Origin of the sequence: Oceanirhabdus seepicola, assembly GCF_023684385.1 — a bacterium.
GTDB lineage: Bacteria > Bacillota > Clostridia > Clostridiales > Clostridiaceae > Oceanirhabdus > Oceanirhabdus seepicola.
The window spans coordinates 223,563-246,105 of sequence record NZ_JAGSOJ010000001.1 but is presented as its reverse complement, the minus strand read 5'-3'; the positions used below and the strand labels follow the sequence as shown (position 1 = coordinate 246,105).

The 22,543-nt window shown below is 30.8% G+C and carries 18 protein-coding genes; all 18 read left to right on the top strand.

Going from position 1 to position 22,543, the window contains the following annotated elements; translation table 11 throughout:
- The first annotated feature begins 154 nt into the window (after window positions 1–154).
- The 18 genes from KDK92_RS01175 (at window position 155) to KDK92_RS01090 (ending at window position 22,542) form a co-directional block, all read left to right on the top strand.
- Window positions 155–1,855: a diguanylate cyclase gene (locus KDK92_RS01175; protein WP_250857207.1), complete on the top strand. Its 1,701-nt coding sequence runs from the start codon at window positions 155–157 to the stop codon at window positions 1,853–1,855.
- A gap of 332 nt (window positions 1,856–2,187) precedes the next feature.
- Window positions 2,188–2,514 carry a PadR family transcriptional regulator gene (locus KDK92_RS01170; protein WP_250857206.1) on the top strand — a complete coding sequence of 109 codons (327 nt, stop codon included), beginning with the start codon at window positions 2,188–2,190 and terminating at the stop codon, window positions 2,512–2,514.
- Window positions 2,504–3,910: a DUF2812 domain-containing protein gene (locus tag KDK92_RS01165; protein WP_250857205.1), complete on the top strand. Its 1,407-nt coding sequence runs from the start codon at window positions 2,504–2,506 to the stop codon at window positions 3,908–3,910. The genes KDK92_RS01170 and KDK92_RS01165 overlap by 11 nt, the downstream gene beginning before the upstream one ends.
- Before the next feature lie 292 nt (window positions 3,911–4,202).
- Window positions 4,203–5,750, top strand: coding sequence for an FGGY-family carbohydrate kinase (locus KDK92_RS01160; RefSeq protein ID WP_250857204.1), 1,548 nt, complete (start codon window positions 4,203–4,205; stop codon window positions 5,748–5,750).
- A gap of 13 nt (window positions 5,751–5,763) precedes the next feature.
- On the top strand, window positions 5,764–7,515 hold the full coding sequence (locus tag KDK92_RS01155; RefSeq protein WP_250857203.1) for an FAD-dependent oxidoreductase: 1,752 nt from the start codon (window positions 5,764–5,766) through the stop codon (window positions 7,513–7,515).
- Window positions 7,516–7,542: 27 nt separating this feature from the next.
- A complete protein-coding gene (locus tag KDK92_RS01150) occupies window positions 7,543–8,796 on the top strand; it encodes an NAD(P)/FAD-dependent oxidoreductase (RefSeq protein ID WP_420852322.1) in 1,254 nt (417 codons plus the stop codon).
- A gap of 4 nt (window positions 8,797–8,800) precedes the next feature.
- Window positions 8,801–9,157: a DUF1667 domain-containing protein gene (locus KDK92_RS01145; RefSeq protein WP_250857201.1), complete on the top strand. Its 357-nt coding sequence runs from the start codon at window positions 8,801–8,803 to the stop codon at window positions 9,155–9,157.
- 24 nt (window positions 9,158–9,181) lie between these two features.
- A complete protein-coding gene (locus tag KDK92_RS01140; protein WP_250857200.1) occupies window positions 9,182–10,606 on the top strand; it encodes an FAD-binding oxidoreductase in 1,425 nt (474 codons plus the stop codon).
- Between the two features lie 23 nt (window positions 10,607–10,629).
- Window positions 10,630–11,454, top strand: coding sequence for an electron transfer flavoprotein subunit beta/FixA family protein (locus KDK92_RS01135; protein ID WP_250857199.1), 825 nt, complete (start codon window positions 10,630–10,632; stop codon window positions 11,452–11,454).
- Window positions 11,455–11,609: 155 nt separating this feature from the next.
- Window positions 11,610–12,578, top strand: a complete 969-nt coding sequence (locus KDK92_RS01130; protein ID WP_250857198.1) for an electron transfer flavoprotein subunit alpha/FixB family protein — start codon at window positions 11,610–11,612, stop codon at window positions 12,576–12,578.
- Between the two features lie 28 nt (window positions 12,579–12,606).
- The gene (locus KDK92_RS01125) at window positions 12,607–14,187 is read left to right on the top strand and encodes an FAD-binding oxidoreductase (protein WP_250857197.1); all 1,581 of its coding nucleotides are present in this window, start codon (window positions 12,607–12,609) and stop codon (window positions 14,185–14,187) included.
- Window positions 14,188–14,260: 73 nt separating this feature from the next.
- The gene (locus KDK92_RS01120) at window positions 14,261–14,983 is read left to right on the top strand and encodes a GntR family transcriptional regulator (protein WP_250857196.1); all 723 of its coding nucleotides are present in this window, start codon (window positions 14,261–14,263) and stop codon (window positions 14,981–14,983) included.
- 525 nt (window positions 14,984–15,508) lie between these two features.
- Window positions 15,509–16,228: an ABC transporter ATP-binding protein gene (locus KDK92_RS01115; RefSeq protein WP_250857195.1), complete on the top strand. Its 720-nt coding sequence runs from the start codon at window positions 15,509–15,511 to the stop codon at window positions 16,226–16,228.
- Window positions 16,212–18,641 carry a COG1361 S-layer family protein gene (locus KDK92_RS01110; protein WP_250857194.1) on the top strand — a complete coding sequence of 810 codons (2,430 nt, stop codon included), beginning with the start codon at window positions 16,212–16,214 and terminating at the stop codon, window positions 18,639–18,641. Before KDK92_RS01115 ends, KDK92_RS01110 begins: the two co-directional genes overlap by 17 nt.
- Complete coding sequence (locus KDK92_RS01105; protein WP_250857193.1) at window positions 18,628–19,959, top strand: ABC transporter permease; 1,332 nt, start codon at window positions 18,628–18,630, stop codon at window positions 19,957–19,959. The genes KDK92_RS01110 and KDK92_RS01105 overlap by 14 nt, the downstream gene beginning before the upstream one ends.
- A gap of 323 nt (window positions 19,960–20,282) precedes the next feature.
- Window positions 20,283–20,741: a GyrI-like domain-containing protein gene (locus KDK92_RS01100; RefSeq protein WP_250857192.1), complete on the top strand. Its 459-nt coding sequence runs from the start codon at window positions 20,283–20,285 to the stop codon at window positions 20,739–20,741.
- Window positions 20,742–20,766: 25 nt separating this feature from the next.
- Complete coding sequence (locus tag KDK92_RS01095; RefSeq protein WP_250857191.1) at window positions 20,767–21,525, top strand: N-acetyltransferase; 759 nt, start codon at window positions 20,767–20,769, stop codon at window positions 21,523–21,525.
- A 339-nt stretch (window positions 21,526–21,864) separates the two neighbouring features.
- Window positions 21,865–22,542: a FadR/GntR family transcriptional regulator gene (locus tag KDK92_RS01090; protein ID WP_250857190.1), complete on the top strand. Its 678-nt coding sequence runs from the start codon at window positions 21,865–21,867 to the stop codon at window positions 22,540–22,542.
- Window position 22,543 lies beyond the last annotated feature (1 nt).

Genomic DNA, 22,543 nt, shown 5'->3' with positions numbered 1-22,543 from the left:
ATTATAATGTATTTTGAGTTAGTTATATTATGGAAATGGATTAATAAGTAAATTTATTATGAATAGTAACAAAGTTTTGGGTATAAAAGAGAGATTTTAGATGAATGTAATAGTTGTTTATTTTAATGAAAGAACGGTAGGAATGGTGGGGAAAATGAAAAAAATAAAGAGATATTGGGTGATACTATTTGCATTAATTTTTATAATATTAATTTCTGATTTTAATAAAAAGATTGATATTGATATTAAGGCTAATAAGGGGGTTTTAAACCTTTCAGACTGTGATTTTAATGAAAATGTAGATGTTAAGCTTCAAGGAGAGTGGAATTTATACTATGGTGAATTACTCATGCCTGAGAATATAAAAAAGATGACTACTAATAATTATTATAATATTCCAGGAAGATTGCGAGAACAAGTAGATGGAAAAACACAGGGATATATGACACTTCATTTGAAAATAGTTGTTCCTAAGGAACAAATCTATGGTATTTGTTTTGATAGCTTGTTTTCATCATCCGATATATGGGTAAATGGAATTTATTTAGATGGACATGGTAAGGTTGGAAAAGATATTAAAAATGAAAAGGCAATATATAGACCTCAATACATATTTTTTTCTTCTATTAATAAGGAAGCAGATATTGTAATCCATACAAGTACCTTTAGAGATTTAGAACCTAGTCTTAGTGCTTGTACTTTTGGAACAAAACAGCAAATAATGGAGCTTCTTTACAAAAATGTATGTATGGATGGTTTTATCATAGGAATTGCGTTCATCATGGGAATTTTAACTTTTGGTTTTTATTTCACAGAACCAAAGCAAAAAAGAAACTTATATTTTGCTATTATTTGTTTTATGATGATTCTGAGATGCGTAGTATTTAACAGTAGAATACTTGTACAGATTTATCCCAACATGCATTATGAAATTTTAAGTAAGATAGCGGCAATTACATTTTATGGTTGTGTAACTTTTTATATATTGTTTTTGGATGATATGTTTGAGAACAGAATTAAAATAAAAAATATGGCAATAGTTTTTGGTGTAGGTTTCACACTTTTATGTGTTGCTACTGACAATGTGGTATATGACGGAGTTGGAATATATGCACAGGTGATAGTTGGTTTTTTTGCTCTATATTTGTGTATGTTTATGGGTAAAGAAATTTACAGAAAAAAAATAAATGCTCAAAGAAATCTTTTTTTATTTAGTATCATTTTTGTAACAGGTTTGAATGATATACTGGTTAATAATTCAGTGTTACACAATCCTTATTCTGTTCAGTATGGTTTTATTGCTTATATTGTTGCACAATCAATATTTATAGTGAATGATTATTTGGAAAAACATAGAAAGCTCGAAAAAATTCACAGAGATGGGCTTACTTCTTTGTACAACAATAAGTATATTAAAGAATTATTGTTAAAGCATTTAGCTAATTATAGTGAAAATAATGAAAAATTCTCCGTGATAATGATAGATATTGATGATTTTAAAGGTATAAATGATACTTTTGGCCATATGTTTGGCGATACAGTCATAATGGATGTGGCAAGTATATTAGAAGAAACTACAGAGGATAAGGGATATGCAGGAAGATTTGGAGGGGACGAGTTCATTATTATATTGCCAAAAACTATTGAAAAAGATGCTTTGATTGTTGCAGGAAATATAATGGAAAAGATAGAAAAGTTGAATGATAAATACCAAGGTAACAAGGAAATATCTATTAGCATAGGTGTATATGAAAATGTTGTGAAGGACTTAACACAGTGTATAAATGATGTTGATTCTTCATTATATAGAGCAAAGGCTTCAGGGAAAAACTGTATTAACAGTGCAAACCTATAAGGAGTGGATTATCACCAAAGTCTGTTATTTAATATTCTTAAACTATTTGTAAGCTTGTTTTGCTTTATATTCAATCTGTTTTTTCTATTGTCAATTAAACAAGTTTATTATATCAAACAAAGACTGACACCCTTATGTCAGTCTTTAATACTATTTAAATGCTCATGACGAACTTATGAGTCATAATGTACAAAGTAAGTGGTGTGTTGAGAAATAGGAAGTACAAATCAATTCTTTAAGATAGGTATTCTTTTATGTTTAACATGGTAAGCATTGACATATATCGAGTATAGATATATTATATATCTATACTCGATATATGGAGGAGAAAGATGGCAAGAAAACAACTGCAGAATTTAACTGAACCAATGTACTATGTAATGCTTAGTTTAATGCAACCTATTCATGGTTATGGTATCATGAAAAACGTTGATAAAATAACAGAAGGTAGAGTAAAAGTGGGAGCAGGCACACTATATTCCCTTTTATCAAGATTCGAGAAAGAAGAAATTGTTAAAAAAGTTTCTTCAGAAGAGGGGAAAAAGATATATATATTAACTGACAAAGGGTTGGAAATATTAGAAGAGGAACACAGAAGATTAAAACAGTTGGTAAAAGATGGGAATGTATTGTTAAAGGAGGGAAAATATGAAGAATAAAACAAAAAAGAGAATCAAATTTACTTCAATAACAGAGTACAAAATTCTTGAAGAATACTTTGAGAAAATGGCTGCAAAAGGTTGGATGTTGAAAGAATATAAGAAAAGCATTATGGTATTTGAAGAAATAGAACCAAAGGAACTTGATTTTAATGTTTCGCTCTTTTATAATACTACTCCATTTGATTACCCGGATCATGAGAAAGATAATGAATATAGAGAATTATGTGAGGAGAGTGGATGGACATTTTGTGCATCTAATCAGTTATATCAGGTTTTCTGTAAAGAAAAAAATCAAGAAGCTATTCCTATTCACACTGACAGTTCTGAGGAGTTCACCATAATTAAAAAAACATATATGAAAACTGAACTTATCAGCATGATAGCATTGCTTCCAATAATATGTTTAGGTTTTTTTCATATATTGAAATTTGATTATGAAGATATATTAAGTAATGGTGATTTATTTAATATCATATCTCCATTTTTTCTTTTCATTATTATTATAAGTACACATTTTTATCCTGTTTTTTGGTTAATAAAAAATAAAAGTAACATTTCTAAAGGGAAAGAATTGTATTTTTCAACCAATAAAGGAAAATTGGGAAGAGATATATTAATGTGGAGTTTAATAGGAATATACTTCATAATGCTTGTTTTTATGGTATTTACAGATATACCCCATATTTCTTTCATATTAATAGCCTTTGCACCTATGGTAATTGGAATTCTTATAGGAAGTTATTGTGTAAAAAGATTTAAAACTAAAAAGCGTTCAAGGACGCATAATATATTATTTTTCATAGGAGGTATTATATTGTCATTTGTTTTGACAATGTTGGTATTAATAGGCGGAATAAGGATGATGATAAGCTCAGATTTTATGGACAAAAAAAATGAAACTCCACCTGAGCATATGAGAGTTTTGAAGCTTTCAGATTTCACTGAAATAGATTCAATAAAGAGAACTAGACTTTATAAAAAATCAAGTATTTTTGTTCCAATAAGTTTTTCATATTACGAAATAGCTGATAAAAATTCCAGAAAAGATGGGATAATTTCAGTAGATACCGAATATATCCAATGTAAAAACAAAGATGTTGCTGATTTTGTTTTTGAGGGATATATGAAGAAGGAGTTCGAAAGAAAAGAAGAGAGAGCAAAAGAGGCTAGAGAATGGGGAAGTGAAGAAAGAGCAATATCCTATGAAAATGACATTAAAGAGGTGTCCATTCAGAAATGGGGAGTGGACAGGGGGTATTATCTATATGAGAGTAAGAATGAAATTATCATTCAAAAGGATAATTTGATATATGTTTTAGGTATACATGGGGATAAGGACTTATCTGAAAAAGAAATAATAAATATATGCCGAAATAAGTTGGGACTAAATTAGAGTGTACCCATGTCAATAATAAAATAAAAAAAGTATTTAAGAAGCTAAAAGATGATTTCTGTATTGTGAACGGAAGTCATCTTTTTTTCGGTCAATACCCGTTGAAATCCGGACTTGTGCTCGACTTAGTTTCAGTTTAAAGAAAATGGTTAATACATATTTTATCATAAACTGGAATATTAAAACTATTCTTACAATAACTTGACAAAAAGTAAAAAGAGGGATAGTATAGACGTATGGACGTCGGAATAAGAAGAGGGGATGACAAGCATCAAAAAGGGGGAAAAATTTGGTGAAAGATGGATATGTTTTAGTACTTGATTGCGGGACACAAAGCATGCGAAGTATTATATACGATTCGAAGGGGGCGTTATTGGGAGTTAAAAAAGTAAAATATCCCAAGTATTATACGACTCTGGAAGGTTTCGTTGAAATGCATCCAGATGTTTTTTGGGATAGTGCTTGTAGGGCAGTTAATCTATTTTGGGAAGAATATCCAGAGATAATGGAAAAGGTTGTGGCAATCACATTAGCATCACAAAGAAGTACAAGCGTTTTTGTTGATAAGGAAGGTAAACCACTTAGGAATGCAGTTAGCTGGATGGATACACGGAAAATGAAAAATAATTACAAGATAAATACAGTTATGAAAAAAATATATAAAGTTCTAAAAGTCTGGGAGATTGTAGATAATTACAACAGGGGTTGTCCTTATCATTGGGTTAAAAGAAATGAAAAGGAAGTTGCTGAAAAATTACATAAGTATATATTTTTATCCACGTATATTAATTTTAAATTAACTGGACAGTTTAAAGATAGTGTAACTTCTGCCCCAGGGTATATGCCTTTTTGTACAAAGAGGCTAGATTGGGCTAATAAAAAGGATATTGAAGGTAAAATTTTTCATGTTGAATCAGATAAATTATTTGAATTAGTAGACCCAGGTGATTTGATAGGGAATTTAACAGAAGAAGCGGCGGAGTTATTAAATTTACCTGTAGGTATTCCGGTAATAGCAACAGGGTCAGACAAAGCTTGTGAAACATTAGGAGTAGGGTGTCTTAATACAAAATCAGTAAGTGTATCTTTGGCATCAATGGTGACAGTACAGACTACAACAGATGAATATTTTCAACTTTATAAATATGGTACGGTTTTTCCTGCAGCAGTCAAAGGTAAATATACCCCAGAACTAGGGATACATAGAGGATTTTGGCTAGTTAGTTGGTTTGTTAATGAATTCGCTGAGCTTGAAAAAAAAGAATCACAAGAAAAAAACATATCTATAGAAAAAATATTAAATGAAAAATTAAATAAAGTTTCGCCAGGGTCCGATGGGTTACTTTTACAACCATATTGGTTAAGTGATGTACGACATCCAGGAGCTACAGGTACTTTAATAGGATTAAATGACGTACATACTAGAATTCATTTTTATAGAGCTTTAGTTGAAGGTCTGGGATATTCTATTAAAGAAGGAATTAAAAGTATCGAAAATAAAACCCATAAAAGAGTTGAGAAAATAGCATTGTCAGGTGGAGGAGCACAAAGTGAAATCCTATGTCAAATGCTTGCTAATATTTTTGATAGAACTGTTTATGTGGTGCAATCACACGAAACTTCAGGACTAGGAGCCGCTCTTCTAAGCTATGTTCATTTAGGAGTATACAAGAATGTAGAGGAAGCAGTAGATGGTATGGTTCATATAACTAAAACATATGAACCCGTTAAAGAAGTAGCAGAATTATATGAAGAACTATATGAAAACATATATAAGTTAACATATAAAAGATTGCAACCTGTATACAGGAAGATGGAAGAAATGAAGATTACAAAATGAATGGGGAGAGATTATGAAAGATAAGATTATAAAAGCCATAAAAAAAGAAGAAGAGTTGGCTTGCTATGATATAGATGTAGAAGTCTCATCTGACAAAATTATTACTCTTACTGGTGAAGTTGATGAGTGGCAACATGTTGTTAATATCGGGCATATTGTAGCAAAAGTGAAAGGTGTTAGAAATGTTGTTAACGATATAAAAGCAAAAGGGATTACTATTCCCAAGAAAGATAATAGAGAAAAAATCAAGAAAATAATAAAAGAAGGAAATCACAAAGAGTGTGATATTGTTATAATCGGCGCGGGAATCTCTGGTTGCGCTATAGCAAGAGAGTTATCCAAATATAATCTAAAAACAATTGTAGTTGAAAAAAATAGTGATATTGCAGAAGAAGCTTCAAAGGCTAATAATGGGAATATCCATCCAGGAGCTTTAGCTAAACCAGGAACATTAAAAGCTAAGCTTAATTTAAAAGGAAATAAGTTATATACTCAATTATCTGAAGAACTTAATTTTGAGTTGAAAAGACCAGGATCATTATTCGTAGTATATGATGAAAAAGAATGGAAAAAAATGCTTGGTCTCAAGTTTTTAAAGAAAACTGGTATAGGTCATCTAATAAAACCTTTAAGACAGATTATGAAAGTTCCAGGATTAAAGTGGTTAAGTGGAGAAGAGGTGCATAATTTAGAGCCTAATATTAAAGGTAAGCCTGTAGGAGGCTTTTGGATGACTACTATGGGGTTAGTTGAACCTTATGAAGTATGTATAGCATTAGCGGAAAATGCAGTTCAAAATGGTACTTCATTTATGCTTGATACAGAAGTTTTAGACGTGATAACAGAAGAGGGAAAAACAACTGGAGTAATTACAAACCAATGTATTATTAACAGTAAATATGTAATAAATTGTGCGGGTGTATATGCTGATAATATTGCAGAAATGGCTGGGGACAGGTTCTTTACAATACATCCAAGACGAGGTGCAATAGCAATAATTGATAAGAGCAGAAAAGGTTTTTTGAGTACTCCTGCTGGAACTAGAAGTGATAACAGTGGACAAAAAAATAACTCAAAAGGTGGAGGTGCATGTATGACTCCAGAAGGAAATTTGCTTTGGGGTCCAACTGCAACCGAAATTCCATACAAAGAAGATAAATCAGTAGAAGCTTCAGATATGGATTATATTGTAAAGCTAGGAAGAAGCATTACCGAAGAAGTGAAAAGAACAGAAATAATTACTTTCTTTGCAGGGCTAAGAGCAGCTGACTATAAAGAAGATTTTATTATAGGCATGTCAAAGAAAGTAAAAGGATTTATCAATGTTGCGGGGATTCAATCACCGGGACTTGCATCAGCCCCTGCAATAGCTCAAATGGTTGAGGGGATAATTAAAAAAGATATGGGAACTATTGAAAGAAATGAATCCTATAATCCTATTAGAAAACCTAAAGTACAATTTAGAAATCTATCTCATGAAGAGCAAGACGAATTAATTAAGAAAAATCCCAAGTATGGAAATATTATTTGTAGATGTGAATTAATTACCGAAGGTGAAATAATCGATGCAATTCATTCGGGAGTACCAGCTACAACTATTGATGCTGTTAAGCGTAGAACAAGAGCAGGAATGGGAAGATGTCAAGGTGGTTTTTGTGGACCAAGAGTATTGGATATAATCGCTAGAGAATTAGGTAAGGAGCCAACAGAGATAACTTTAAAAGGTTCTAATTCATATGTGCTTAATAAGAACAGCAGGGGATAATAGAGAGGGGGGATTAGAGTGAAAAACATAGAAATGGATGTAGTAGTTGTTGGAGGCGGCCCTGCAGGTTTGGCAGCAGCTTTAGAAGCAAAAAAACACCATATAGAAAAAGTAATGATTATAGAGAGAGATGTAGAACTAGGTGGAATTTTAAATCAATGCATACATGATGGATTTGGATTACATAGGTTTGGAAAAAGATTATCAGGCTGTGAATATGCTGATAACTTTATAGTAGACGTTGAAGAAGAGAACATTGATGTTAAACTGGGAACAATTGTATTAGAAATAACTAAAGATAAAGTAATCTATGCCATGAATGAACGCGAGGGATTGATGAAGATTCAATGTGGAGCAATTATTCTTGCAATGGGTTGTAGAGAAAGAACACGTTCACAAGTGTTTTTATGGGGAACAAGACCTTGTGGTGTACTAACAGCAGGAACGGTTCAACGTTATATAAATATAGAAGGTTATCTCCCAGGTAAAAAAGCAGTTATACTGGGTTCGGGAGATATTGGGCTTATAATGGCTCGAAGAATGACTTTAGAAGGCATTAAAGTAGAAGGTGTTTATGAACTAATGAAAACACCTGGCGGTTTAACCAGAAACATATGTCAATGTCTAAATGATTATGATATACCTATGCATTTAGCAACAACTGTAATAAGAATACATGGTGCTAAAAAATTGGAAGGTGTAACAGTAGCTAAGGTTGATGAAAATAGAAATCCAATAAAAGGAACTGAAAGATATATTGAATGTGATTTGCTTGTATTAGCTGTTGGATTAATTCCAGAAAATGAATTATCAAGGCAATTAGAAGTTGAGATTGACCCCAGAACAAAAGGGCCAATCGTAGATGAGAGTTTTATGACATCTGAGGAAGGAGTTTTTGCAGCTGGTAATGTGGTAACAGTTTTTGATTTGGTAGACTATGTATCTATTACTGGTGAAATTGCAGGTCGGGGTGCAGCAAAATATTTGAATGGCACGCTTAATCTTAAAGAAAAATATCAATCAATTATACCAGGAGATAATGTGAATTTTGTTGTTCCTCAGATTATAAGAAAAGAAAATTTAGAAGAAACGCTTCCAATATATTTTAGAGTAAAAGAGCAACAGAAAAAGGCTAAAGTAGTTGGAAAAATTGATGGAGAGATTTGTTTAAGTAAAAATCATGTTGTTGTATTGCCACCTGAAATGATAGTAGAAGAAATAAATAGTGAGAAAATAAAGTCAAGTAATAATGAATTAATTGTTAGCGTAAAGGTGGGGTAAGAAAATGGAAAAAAAATTTACTTGTATTGTTTGTCCTGTGAGTTGCACTTTAAGGGTATACCAAAAGGAAGAAAACATAATAGTAGAAGGGAATTCGTGTAAAAGAGGTAAAGTTTTTGGCGAAAATGAATTTATTAATCCTAAGAGGATGTTAACTACTACAGTAAAAGTAGTGGGAAGTAATTTAAAACGATTACCAATTATTAGTAGTGATGAAATACCAAAGGATAGGATTTTTGAAATAGTACAAGAAATTTATAAAATATCAGTAGAAGCACCTATAAAAAGAGGACAAACTATTATTGAGAATATTTGTGGTACAGGAGTAGATATTATTGCTTCAAGAAGTATAAAAAAATAAACTATGAAATGGAGAGCTAATAATATGAAAAGAGAAAATGTAATAGAGAATTTTGAGAGAATATTAAGTAAAGAGCAAGTATTAACACAGGAAGATTTATTGCAAGAATACGCAACAGATATAACAGGACTTAGAATGGTTCAAAAGCATTTTGGATGGAAATCTGAAAATCTAGCAACTTGTATTTTGAAGATTCATACTAAGGAAGAAGCATCAGAAGTTCTTAAGGTTTTAAATGAAGAAAATATTGTTAGTGTTCCAAGAACAGGTGGATCTGGTGTATGTTTAGGACTTGAAACACCAAGGGAAAGTGTTGTTTTAGATTTAAGTGATATGAATGAAATTCTAAATATAAATGAAGAAAATTTAACTGTAACAGTTCAGGCTGGTGTACCATTAGAAGTATTAGAAAATACATTAAATAAAAAAGGATACACTACTGGCCATTTCCCACAGTCATTACCATTGGCGCAGATGGGCGGACTTGTGGCTACTAGAAGTATAGGACAATTTTCTACTATGTATGGTGGTATAGAAGATTTACTAGTTGGTATAGAAGCAGTGTTACCAAATGGTGAGATTGTTAATATTAAGAATATTCCAAGAAAATCAACTGGTCCAGACCTTAGACATATATGGTTAGGTTCAGAAGGGACAATGGGAGTTATAACAGAAGTTACTGTAAAGATATTTCCTAAACCAGAGGAAAGATGGATGCAGGCATATGCAATAGATTCTTTCCAAAAAGGATTAGATATAATTAAAGAAATTGTTCAAACAGGATGGAAGCCGGCTGTTACAAGATTGCATGATGCTACAGAAGCAGCTGAGAGCTATGGGCCTTTTATTGAAAAAGGAGAGTCCATTATGTTGTTCTTATCAGAGGGACCAGAAGGTTATCCAACTCTAGAAGGAAATGCAGTAGATAAAATAGCTAAAAAATATGGCGCAAGGGCGTTAGGAAGCAAGCCTTTAGAGGTATGGTTAGTGCATAGAAATGATATATGTGATCATCTTGATATGTACGCAAAACAAGGAGCTGTTGCTGACACATGTGAAATATCTGCAATGTGGTCAGATATTGGTAAGATATATAAAGAAGTTATTGAAAGAGTATCCAAAGAAGTACCACATCTTGTAGCTGTTACAGGCCATTCATCACATAGCTACCAACAAGGAACTAATATTTACTTTATGATGGGGGCTATGTGTAAGCCATCAATAGAGGAAGCACAAAAAACATATGATCAATTATTCGGAATTATTATGGAAACAACATTAAAATATAATGGTTCAATATGTCATCACCATGGAGTTGGTAGATATAGAGCTAAGTGGATGAAAGAAGAATTAGGTTCTTCATATCAAATGTTAGAAAAAATCAAAGATGCTTTTGATCCTAATGGTATTATGAATAAAGGAGTATTATTACCATTAAGTGAGAAATAATTTATTGAATAAGAGGTGGCATTTTGAAAATTGTAACCTGTATTAAACAAGTACGAGATTTAGATATTATTCTATCAAAGGATTGGGTAGTTGATGAAGATAGTAAATCTGTAAATATAGATTATGCTAACACAATAATAAATACCTATGACGAGAATGCATTAGAGATGATGCTGAGATTATCAGATTATGATAATAATATTGAAACCATTGCATTAACCATTGGTGATAATAACAGGGATAAAATCCTTAGAAAAGCATTAGCGGTAAAAACAGATAATGCAATTAGAATAGAGTATGATAAAGAATTAAATTTTCATCCAATAGAAACAGCTACAATGATTAAAAAAGGAATTGAAAAAATTGAAGATGTTCAGATGGTAATGTGCGGAAGGCAAGCCAGCATTGGAGATAATGGACAAACAGGGTTAATCCTAGCAGAAATGCTAGGTTGGCCTTGTATAAGTTTAGTTACTGATATTGTAGGGAAGGATGATAAAATTCTAGTTACTCATCAAGTTGAAAATGGATTAGAGACATTAGAAGTAAAATTACCTGTAGTGCTAACAGTTACACAATCACCAGATAAATTTCTTAGAATGGCAACGATTAAGGATGTTATATCAGCGAAAAAGAAAGATATATTTGTATGGAACTTAAGTGATTTAGACATTCAGGAAGATGATCTTTTTAAATCAAATGGATTTAAGCTGAAGAGAATTTATACAAATGAGCAAGATAAAGAGTGCAAAATAATCGAAGGTCAAACATCAGAACAAAAAGCAAGGCAATTCTGTGATGAACTCACTAAATATGAGCAAGAAATAAAGGCATATGAAAATAAATAACAAGTCAAAGATGCGACGGATATTTTGCGAAATACGAAGAGTTGGGTTCCATTGATAGTAGTTCTATCAGTGGGTTCCAAGGATGAAGTAGTTCGCAAAATAGACTAGCATACTGACTAGTTATTTATTTGAATATGCCGGAAGGAGAATTCATAATGGCAATAGGTGTTTTTGGAGAAATAGTAAAAGGAAAATTAACTAAAATAACTCTAGAAGCTTTAACTAAAGCAATGTGCTTAAAGCAACAAATGAATATTCCAATTGAGCTTATTTTAATAGGTGAAGAAGAAGAGTTTTCAAGTATAGATTATGAAAATTGTGGTAGTGATTCTGTTATATTGTATAAAAAAAGTCCCACAAAGGACTATATTACAGAAGAGTGTCTAGCAACATTAGTTACATATTACGAAAAGTACAAACCTGAGATTATGATTTTTACAGGAGGAATAAGAGGAATTGAGCTTGCGCCAAGACTTGCGTATAGAGTAAATTCAAAGGCTATGGTAGATTGCACAGATATAATGTATTATAAAAAATCAGATGAAATATGTATCACTAAGCCTATTTATGGAAGTAATGTTTATGGAGAGTTTATAGCAGAATATCCTCTTATTATTGCATTAAGACCTCATCAATATTCTATAAAAATTGAGAAGAAAACTGATATATCTGTAATCAATGAAAGTGTTCAAGAGTTAATTGAAACAGATTGGATTATGCACAAAAAACTTGTACAAACTACAGCAAATGAATTAGAAGACGCAAAGATTCTTGTTGTATGTGGTAGAGGTGTAGGCGGAAAACAAGGAATTAAGAAGGCAGAAGTAATAGCCAGTGAGTTAGGTGGTGTAATAGGGGGAACTAAGAAAGTAATAGATAATGGATGGCTTCCCATTGATAAAATGATTGGTCAAACAGGAAAAATAGTATCTCCTGAACTTTGCATAGTTATTGGAGCATCAGGGGCAACGCCTTTTATTAATGGTATTCAGACATCTAAGAAAATTATTGCGATTAATAAGGATGAGGACGCTCGAGTATTTGAATACGCAGATATTGGTATTATAGAGGATTATAATCCGATATTATCTTTGATAGAGGAAATATTGAAGAGTAGAGCTTAATAATTAGTAGAATGATAAAGGAGTATTTATGGGGGAAATAGATGTTTTTAACATGTCAGATAAATATGATGATTATTTAAGTGATGAATCAAAAATCCAAGGAATAGCACAATCAATTTCTTTTCCTAGATGTGAAGATGACATCAAGGAAGTACTTAAAATATGCCAAGTTAAGAATATGTCGATTACTATTCAAGGTAATTTAACAGGAATTAGTGGTGGTGCTGTCCCACAAGGGGGACATATTCTTAATCTATCTGAAATGAACAAAGTTATTGGTATGACTTATGATGAGAAAAAAAATAGCTTTTATATAAAAGCAGAGCCAGGAGTCTTGCTCAAGGACTTAAATCATGATATTATAACTAAAAATTTTGATGGGAATGGTTGGTCAAAAGAATCGCAAGAAGTATTACAACAATTCAAGAAGGCATCACAAAAGATGTTCCCTCCAGACCCAACAGAAACATTAGCTAGTATTGGAGGAATGGTGGCTTGTAATGCCTCAGGTGCGTGTTCATATTATTATGGATCTACTCGAAATTATATTGAAGCAATAAAAGTGATAACCACTAATGGTGAACTATATTTACGAAGAGGGATTCAAAAATTGGAAGATGTTTACGAACTAATTAATTGTGAAAAACAAGAGTTACCTGTAATTACGAAGAACATGCAAGGAATTAAGAATGTTGCAGGCTATTACTGTAAAGAAGATATGGATTTAATTGATTTATTTATAGGAGCAGAAGGTTCATTGGGAATAATAACTGAAATTGAACTTAGACTAATAGATAAGCCTAAAAACAAGAGTGCTGTGTTATTCTTTTTCAATAAAGTAGAAAATGCTTTGGAATTCGTAAAATGGTTACGAAAAGAGAAAAAGTATGAAGAGATAGAGGCGGTTATTAATAATCCTGTAGCAATAGAATACTTTAATAAGGATGCATTTGATATAGTCAATGATTATAGGAATTTGAAACCAGAATTGAAAAAATTACCGATTATTAATGAGGATATTGAGGCTGGTATTTATATAGAATTTCATGAAAATAATGAGGAAAAGCTAGATGATATATTGGAGCAATTAGTTGAAGTAACATGTGTTTTTGAAGCAGAAGAGGGGTCGGAATGGTTTGCTTTTGATGATGTTGAATATAATAAATTGAAAACATTTAGACATGCAATACCAGAATGTGTTAATATACTAATAGATAAAAAGAGAAATAATGACAAAAAACTTAAAAAAATTGGAACAGATATGGCAGTGGCTAATATATACTTAACTGAAATAATGAAGATGTACGAATCAGATTTAGAAAATTCAGGGTTAGAATCTCTTATGTTTGGACATATTGGAGATAATCATATTCATGTTAATATCATTCCCAATAATATGGAAGAGTATAATAAAGGGGTGGCACTTGTAAGTAAATGGGCAGAGAAAGTAATTGCCTATGGAGGAACAATTGCAGCTGAGCATGGAGTAGGAAGAATGAAAAAAGAGTTATTTAAGAAGATGTTTAGTGAAGAAGATATGATGAATATGAAGAAAATTAAACAAATTTTTGATAGTAAAAACATCTTAAACAAAGGAATAAATTTTTAAGTTATTGAATTGATTTAGGTGTTTGAATGTGCCTTATAAAAGATAGTTAGTTCAATATATATAGGAGGGAATAATGGATTATAAACCAGCAATACCAGTTTATATTCAGATAAAAGAGGATATTATAAATAAAATTCGATTAGGAATATGGAAAGAAAATGAGAAAATCCCATCAGAATTTAAATTAATGGAGGAATATCGAGTAGGACGAGGAACTGTTCGAGAAGCTATAAAGTTAATTATTGATGAAGGATATTTATATATAAAAAAAGGAATTGGTACTTTTGTGGCTCAAAAAGAAGTAGGAATTTCCATAGAGCCATTTGTAAGTTTAACATACTTCATCAAAATGCGAGGGTTAATCATAACAACAAAGGTACTAGAAAAAAAAGAATTAATAGTTGATGCAGAGCTCTCAAAGCAAACAGGTATAACGGAAAACACAAAGTGTTTGTTTGTAAAAAGACTTAGAATGTTGGAAGAAAGACCTATTGGTTTAGAAGTATTTCATTTTTCTTATAACCAAGAAAAGTATTTTAAAGACTATGATTTTACTAACGCAATTTCTCACTATTTGTTTGAAGAACTAAAAGTATCTGTAACTAAAATGAATATGGATTTTGAAATTGTGATGGCTGAGGGAGAAGAAAAAGAACTCTTACAGCTAGAAGATAAAAGTAAAATGATTATTTCCAATAGAATTGTAAATGTAAATAGTCAAAAAGAAATACTCTATCACTTAAAGTTCTATTGTAGTGAACAGTTGAGTAAAATAGGTATAGATAAATTTTTATAATTAATATATTTGGGCAGGAAATTGCGTGGCACCACGAAAAAATCACCTCTACAGATTTATTGTAGGAGGTGTTTTTTTATAATTTTTACCTGAGAGAGTAGAATTCCACTAGTAGCATTTGGTCATGATTTTGGAGTCGAATATTTAACGCCCTTCGAGATACTTGATGGAAATTAAATCATAGGGAACTTTTTTTTGATAAGGTTAATTGCACCTAGAATTAGAAAAAAATGTTTAACTAATACAAATATGGATATAAATTCTTTGGAGTGATTGATAAATTATAAAAATAATGTTATAATTTATCACAATTGATAGCAAATTTAAATTACCATATATATTGCTAATGAACGTTATTATTACCTTGGGGTAATCTCTCTAAGGAATGCTATTTAATTTAAAAAGATTACAAAAGTAAGCGGTTAATAGCTGTGAATGGGACATGTTATTAAACCTCCTACAATCAAACTATTTGGGTTTTGACGCCATATTTTATTCCAAGTGCTTAAGGGAAAGGAGGAAATTATGAAAAGTATCATAGAAATTGAAGGTTTAAAAAAAGTATATGTTATGGGTAAAGAAAAAGTAGTAGCATTAAATAATATAGATTTATCTATTAATAAGGGAGAAATATGTTGTATACTAGGCACATCTGGATCAGGTAAATCAACATTGCTTAATATGATTGCTGGTCTTGAAAAACCATCTAAAGGAAAGATTATAATAAAAAACAAGCCAGTTCATAAAATGAACGAAAGTCAAGTAACAAAGTTTAGACAAAAACATGTAGGCTTTGTCTTTCAATCATATAATTTATTAAATAATTTAACTGCTTTGGAAAATGTAGCGATACCTCTTGTATTTGGAGGTGAATCAAAAAAAATAAGGGAAGGAAAGGCTAAAAAGATATTAGATTTAGTAGGGCTTAAAGATAGGTTATCCCATAGACCTAATCAAATGAGTGGTGGACAGCAACAAAGGGTATCTATTGCTAGAGCTTTTGTAAATACTCCTGAAATTGTTTTTGCAGATGAGCCAACAGGGAACTTAGATACAAAAACAACTATGGAAATTATGGATTTAATGGTTGGTATAGCTAGAGAACATAATCAAACATTGATTATAGTAACCCATGATCCTGAAACATCAGTTTATGCTGATAAGATTATACGTATGCGAGATGGTAATATAGAGAGCATAGAATACAATGATAAGGAGATTATTAGAAATGAAAATGAAAATTAGGTTTAGTCTTTTTTTAGGAATTTTTATTATTTTATTTGGTGTTAACACTAATGTATTTGCTAATGCTGATTTTAATAAATTGTATAAAGATGATCAAGCACAACAATATTATATGAATAGTGAACTGATTTATTCAGGAGATTCTTTTTACTTATTGCTATTAGGTGTCAACGATAATGATATAGTTGAAGTTGTTAGTACATCTTTTGATACTATGTATGCTACTAATCCATGTTCAGCACAGGACTTAAAAGTTGATAGTAAGTATATGTTACCTTTGGTTTATAATGGAGGTAAAGATAAAAACATAACAGTAAAAGTCTTAAGGAGTAATGGTAGTACAAATGACTATACAGGATATATTAGCAGAGCAGTGCCTTCAAGTGATGAACCCTCAAATCCTACTCCACAAAATAGTAAAATTAGATTTTTGGTTCAGAACACTTCTATTCCAGTATTTGTGGCGGGAATGGAAGGAACTCTGAAACTTGAAATTAAGAACATTGGAAAGTTAAGTGGTAAAAATATATCAGTAGATGTTAAGATGCCTGAAGGATTTGAATCAAGTCAGATATCAACATTAAAAAACTTCACAAGTGTAAGATCAAAGGGTGTTATAAATTATGAGTCAAAGTATTTTGTTAAGCCAACTACAAAACGAGGGGTTATTCCAGTAGAGGTTATATATACATATGAAGTTAATGGTGCTACAACCACTCAAAAAGAAATTATAAATATAGAGGTAGGAGAAGGAAAAACTCCTGCAAAAATTGATATTTCAGATATAAAAATAAGTAGTGAAGATATTATTGCTGGAGATTCTTTTGACCTTAGTTTTAAAATGAAGAATGGTGGAAGCTTCTTTTGCTATGATTTAGTTGTATTTATAGAAAATGATTTACAAGGGTTTAGGGTAAAAGATGGATTCAATGAAGAAGAACTACTGCTTCTAATGCCCTCTGAAGGAGCAAAGACAATAAATTTCCCAATAATAACTAGTAAGTCTATGAAAGAAGGACCTTACAAACTTACGGTTAATTTTAAGTATAAAGATCAATATGGAAATGAAAATACAGAAACAAAAGATATAGTAATTAATATGAAAGAACCTGAAGTAAATGATGGTAAGCTAGCTTTAGGTAATATTGAGAGTTCTAAACTTATGATTGTAGAGGATGAAGAGTTCACAATTAAAGCTCAAGTTTTAAACGCTACAGACAAAGATATTGAGAATATTTATGTAAGTGCAATATTTGATGAAAAAATATTTCCTTTAACAGCTCCAAGGGTAATGATTGAAAGTATTAATAAAGATAGCGAAAAGATAATCGAGTTTACTTTCAAAACTAACAAAGAAGTTTCTGGGAATTCTAATTTAACTATTAAATTAGAAAAAGATGGACAAACTGTTTCGGAATCTATTTATCCAATTGCAATAGAAGGAGAAGAGAAAGAATTAGTTGGCGGAAGTAAACCAATAATCATCATTGATAAATATACAATAAAACCTAATAAAGAAAATTCCGATGAAGAATCTAATATAGATATAGTAAAAGCCGGTGGACAGTTTACTATGGATATAGATTTTCTAAATACTCATAAGGATAAAAATGTTGAAAACATAAAGATAATGATAAAGGCTATTGAAAAAGAGGGACAAGAAAGTCAAGATGTCTTTGCACCAGTAGATGGAAGTACAACTTTTTATATTGATTCAATTAGTCCAAGAGATACTAAAAGAATAACAACTAAAATGATTACTATACCAGATGCTAAATCAAAAACATATAAGCTATCTGTATCTATAGAGTATGAATATGAAGAAGATAAAAAGATAACTACAACAACTGTAAATGATGAACTTGGTATTACTGTAAGACAAAAGTCCAGTTTCATGGCTTCTGACTTAAATGTTCCTCAAAGTGTTATGCTAGGTGATTCTATTCCTATTAGTTTACAAATAAATAATACAGGTAAAGTTGCATTGTCAAACTTTATAGTAGAAATAGAAGGGGATTTCCAAACTGAAAGTAAAAAACAGTATATTGGGAATATATCAATAGGAGACACTAAGTGGTTTGATGTGGATATCACTCCTCAAAATGAAGGAGAGCAAAAGGGTGCAATTATATTTAGCTATGAAGAACCAACAGGAGAATTAGTATCAACTAGACGAGAATTCAAAGTTAATGTTGAGAATTATGAAGCACCAGCTTTTGATGAACAAGGAGAAAATTCTGGTACTAATATGGCCTCAGAAGAAATTCTTGGGAAAAAGAATAAAAATAGTATGTATATAAAAATAGGTGCTGCAATTGTAGTAGTTATTATAGTTATAATTATCTTGAGAAAAAGAAAAAAGAATAAAAAAAGGAAAGAAATGGAGGCATTAGAGTTGGATGAGCTTAATTGATCTAATCTTAATGGGATTCAAGAACTTATTTAGAAGAAAGCTAAGAACATTCTTAACTGCATTGGGTATTGTAATAGGAACAGTCTCTATAGTAGTGATGATTTCCATGGGAATTGCAATGCAAACTACTATGACGAACCAAATAAATGAAATGGGAGATATAACTCTTTTAACTGTAGTTGGAACTAATAACTCAAGCTCTAATAAAGGTAGAATTCAAACTTCAAGAAATAACGACAATAAACTTAAAGATGAACATGTTCAAGAATTAAAAAAACTTGCTAACGTTGAAGCAGTTACACCTTTTCTACGATTAGATGGATTCACTATTACTTCTAAAAGATACAAGCTTGGTTATGCTAGAATACAAGGGATAGATATGACTGTAGGAGATAAATTTGGCCTAGAAGTTGAAAAAGGCAGACTTGTAAATCCACAAGATAAGAATGCTTTGGTTTTTGGTTCAGAAGTTATTTATCAATTTTATAAAGAAAATAGTATGAGAAGTAATATGTATCGTTGGGACAATCCAGAACAGAGAGAGGCTAAAGTTGATGTAATAAAGGATAGGCTCAATCTAGAATATGAAGATAATGGACAAGAAGGTCCCAAAGTCCAGCCCCGTAAAGTCAAGGGGGTTGGTATTCTGAAAGAAGGTAATTGGGAAACTGCTAACAATATATATATGGATATTGAATCTGTAAGGAAAATTAAAGAGGATTTAAAAAGAAAGAATCCTAAATTAAAAAAAGAAGAAGAAAGTTTTGATAAAATCTTAGTAAAGGTAAATGAATACGAAAACGTACAAGCGGTTCAAGAAAGTATAAAAGAAGCAGGTTATGATGTCTATGGAATGCTTGACTACGTAAAAAGTATGCAAGATATAACAAAGACTATACAAATGATAATTGCAGGAATAGGATCTATCTCTCTTTTGGTAGCAGCAATAGGTATAACAAACACTATGGTAATGGCGATTTATGAAAGAAGAAGAGAAATAGGAATAATGAAGGTTATTGGAGCACAAATTAAGGATATAAAAAGGTTATTTCTATTAGAGGCAGCTGGAATAGGTGTTTTAGGAGGAGTAATAGGTATTGTACTAAGTTATTTAATATCTTATTTTCTTAACAAACTTGTAGCACCACTTCTTGGCGGAATGTTCAGTAGTGATGGAAAAGCTTTAATGTCTATAATTCCTATTTGGTTAGCAGCAGGAGCTGTTACTTTTACAGCCCTAATTGGTATAATATCAGGTTATCTTCCAGCGAAGAAAGCAATGAAATTAAGTGCACTTGAGGCCATTAAAAATGACTAACCAACTAGCATAATTAATATTAATATGAAAACATGAATAGTTATTAGAAATCATTAACGGTTAATCAGTTGAAAAAATACGCAAAAATACATTTCTCTTCATGTGAAGGGGAATGTTTTTTTTGCCCGAAATGGGATTAAATATTTATATACATAGATAAATATCTTATATTATTGGAAAATTGCGTTATAACTTAAAAAATATAAATGAATTCTAAAATAAGACACTATGATGTCATATTAACTTTGATATATTTTATTTAGGTATTTGAATATGACTTAGTTCATAGAAGATAAACTAAATAAAATAATGAGGTGAATAATATGAAATATGAAGTAGTAACATTAGATAAGAAAGTTGTTGTTGGAAAATCAATTAGGACAACAAATAAAAATGGACAGTCAATGAATGATATTGGAGTAATGTGGCAAAAATTTATTGGTGAAGGTATTTACGAGAGTATTAAAAATAAAGTTAATGGAAAAGTAATAGGATTATATACAGAGTATGAAGGGGACGTAACAGCACCCTACACATTTATGTGCTGTTGTGAGGTGGCTGAAAGGAATAATAATGATGACCTTGATACAAAAATTATTAGTAATGGAAAGTATGCAAAGTTTACAGTTAAAGGTGATATGGTAAAAGCAGTAGGAGAAGCTTGGTGTAAAATATGGGAGATGGACTTAGATAGAAAATATGATTGTGATTTTGAAGTATATAACAACGATTCAGAAGATATGAATAATCAAACTATAGATATATTTATATCATTGAATTAAGATTATTTTAATAGGAGTGGTAAAAATGGCGATTGTAACAGTGAACACAGATAATATTGAAAAAGAACATATTTGTTGTGCTATTTCTGATAAAAAAGGAGAAAATTGTGTGGGTAGCAAAAAAGCATGGCTTAAAGAGCGATTTAAAGATGGTCTTGTGTTTGAAAAACTTGATGAAAGAGGAAAAGTTTTTATTGAGTATATGCCTGCTGATAAGGCTTTTGCCCCCATTATAGCAGATAAGTATATGTACATAGATTGCTTTTGGGTATCAGGTAAATTCAAAGGACAAGGCTATGCAAATGTACTTTTAGATGAATGTATAGAGGATGCTAAAAACAAAGGTAAAGATGGATTGGTTGTTTTATCATCCAAGAAAAAAATGCCATTCTTATCAGATCCGAAATATTTGAAATACAAAGGGTTTGAAGTTTGTGATAGTGCGGAACCTTATTTTGAGTTGTTATATTTGCCATTTAAGAAAACAGTGAAAAAACCTCAGTTTAAAGATTGTGCAAGGAAAGGTATGATTAATGAAAAGGGGGTAGTTTTATATTACAGCAACCAATGTCCACACACTGAAAAATATGCTAATATAATTAAAGAGGTAGCAAATCAAAGAAGTGTGAATTTTACATTAAAAAAAATTACTACATTAAAAGAAGCACAAAATGCACCATCACCATTTACAACGTATAGCTTATTTATAAATGGAAAGTTTGAGACAAATGAAATACTTTCAGAGAAAAAGTTCCTAAAAATATTAGAGGCAAAAGAGATGTAGATAGTCTATTAAGAACTTAGGACAAAATAAGTAAATAGTATTTCTAACAGTGAGTTATTTAATTGACTCACTGTTTTTTTGTTATTAAGCAAATTGAAAAATTTCCTTAATAAATTATCACATGTAATTGTGTTTATATCAATGTATCACATGTTTATGTAAAGTTGAATGAATTCAATTTTTTAATAATAAAAAATCAAATGGAGATAGTTCATTTCCAGGGAAATAAAATTGAAAGATTGTGAGGAAAGTTTTGTTGGTTTTTGTTTATTATTTACAAAAATATAAAATAATGTTAATATTATATTGTGGTCAGACCACGGGGAAGGTGGATGTTTTATGGTATCGAGAGAAAATGAATTGCTTGAATTACTTGAATCAGAAATATTAATTGGTAAGTATAAACCGGGAGATAAGCTACCACCGGAAAGGCAATTATCAGAAAAGTATGGGTTTTCCAGGCAAATTATTCATAATGGATTAATTCGTTTAGAAGAAAAAGGTCTAATTAAGATTGTTTCACGTCAAGGTGCAATGGTATTAGATTATAAAAAATATGGTGATTTTAAATTATTAGATACGATTATAGGGTTTCAAAAAGAAGATTTAAAAGATGATTTAAAAAAATCTATAGTAGATTTTATATGTAACAATCAAAAATGTATCATATCATTGTGTTCTAACAATAAAAAATTTGATGAACATGGTGATTTATTAGAGATAATAGAACATCTTGAAGAGCTTCAAAACATTCAGGAACGAAAAAAGCAAATTTCAAATATCTATTCTATTTTAGGTTATGAAAGTGGAAATCAACTTTTTTTAATGTTGATGAACAGCTTTAAAAAAGGGATTGAAAATGCAGTTTTCTATACTTGTAGCGATGAGGTTGCATACCAGAAATTCAAAATTCAGATTCAATCCCTATATCATGCGATAAAAGGTGGTGATGGAGAAAGAGCGATTGACATCAATGCAGAACTTAATGGGTTTATATTAAATAAATGGAATATTTAAT

Excerpts from the sequence above, each read along its gene's own strand:
- KDK92_RS01130 (WP_250857198.1), top strand. The coding sequence starts at position 11,610 with ATGGCAATAGGTGTTTTTGGAGAAATAGTAAAAGGAAAATTAACTAAA.
- KDK92_RS01145 (WP_250857201.1), top strand. The coding sequence starts at position 8,801 with ATGGAAAAAAAATTTACTTGTATTGTTTGTCCTGTGAGTTGCACTTTA.
- KDK92_RS01095 (WP_250857191.1), top strand. The coding sequence starts at position 20,767 with ATGGCGATTGTAACAGTGAACACAGATAATATTGAAAAAGAACATATT.
- KDK92_RS01105 (WP_250857193.1), top strand. The coding sequence starts at position 18,628 with ATGAGCTTAATTGATCTAATCTTAATGGGATTCAAGAACTTATTTAGA.
- KDK92_RS01175 (WP_250857207.1), top strand. The coding sequence starts at position 155 with ATGAAAAAAATAAAGAGATATTGGGTGATACTATTTGCATTAATTTTT.
- KDK92_RS01165 (WP_250857205.1), top strand. The coding sequence starts at position 2,504 with ATGAAGAATAAAACAAAAAAGAGAATCAAATTTACTTCAATAACAGAG.
- KDK92_RS01170 (WP_250857206.1), top strand. The coding sequence starts at position 2,188 with ATGGCAAGAAAACAACTGCAGAATTTAACTGAACCAATGTACTATGTA.
- KDK92_RS01125 (WP_250857197.1), top strand. The coding sequence starts at position 12,607 with ATGGGGGAAATAGATGTTTTTAACATGTCAGATAAATATGATGATTAT.
- KDK92_RS01090 (WP_250857190.1), top strand. The coding sequence starts at position 21,865 with ATGGTATCGAGAGAAAATGAATTGCTTGAATTACTTGAATCAGAAATA.
- KDK92_RS01100 (WP_250857192.1), top strand. The coding sequence starts at position 20,283 with ATGAAATATGAAGTAGTAACATTAGATAAGAAAGTTGTTGTTGGAAAA.
- KDK92_RS01115 (WP_250857195.1), top strand. The coding sequence starts at position 15,509 with ATGAAAAGTATCATAGAAATTGAAGGTTTAAAAAAAGTATATGTTATG.
- KDK92_RS01140 (WP_250857200.1), top strand. The coding sequence starts at position 9,182 with ATGAAAAGAGAAAATGTAATAGAGAATTTTGAGAGAATATTAAGTAAA.
- KDK92_RS01120 (WP_250857196.1), top strand. The coding sequence starts at position 14,261 with ATGGATTATAAACCAGCAATACCAGTTTATATTCAGATAAAAGAGGAT.
- KDK92_RS01110 (WP_250857194.1), top strand. The coding sequence starts at position 16,212 with ATGAAAATGAAAATTAGGTTTAGTCTTTTTTTAGGAATTTTTATTATT.
- KDK92_RS01155 (WP_250857203.1), top strand. The coding sequence starts at position 5,764 with ATGAAAGATAAGATTATAAAAGCCATAAAAAAAGAAGAAGAGTTGGCT.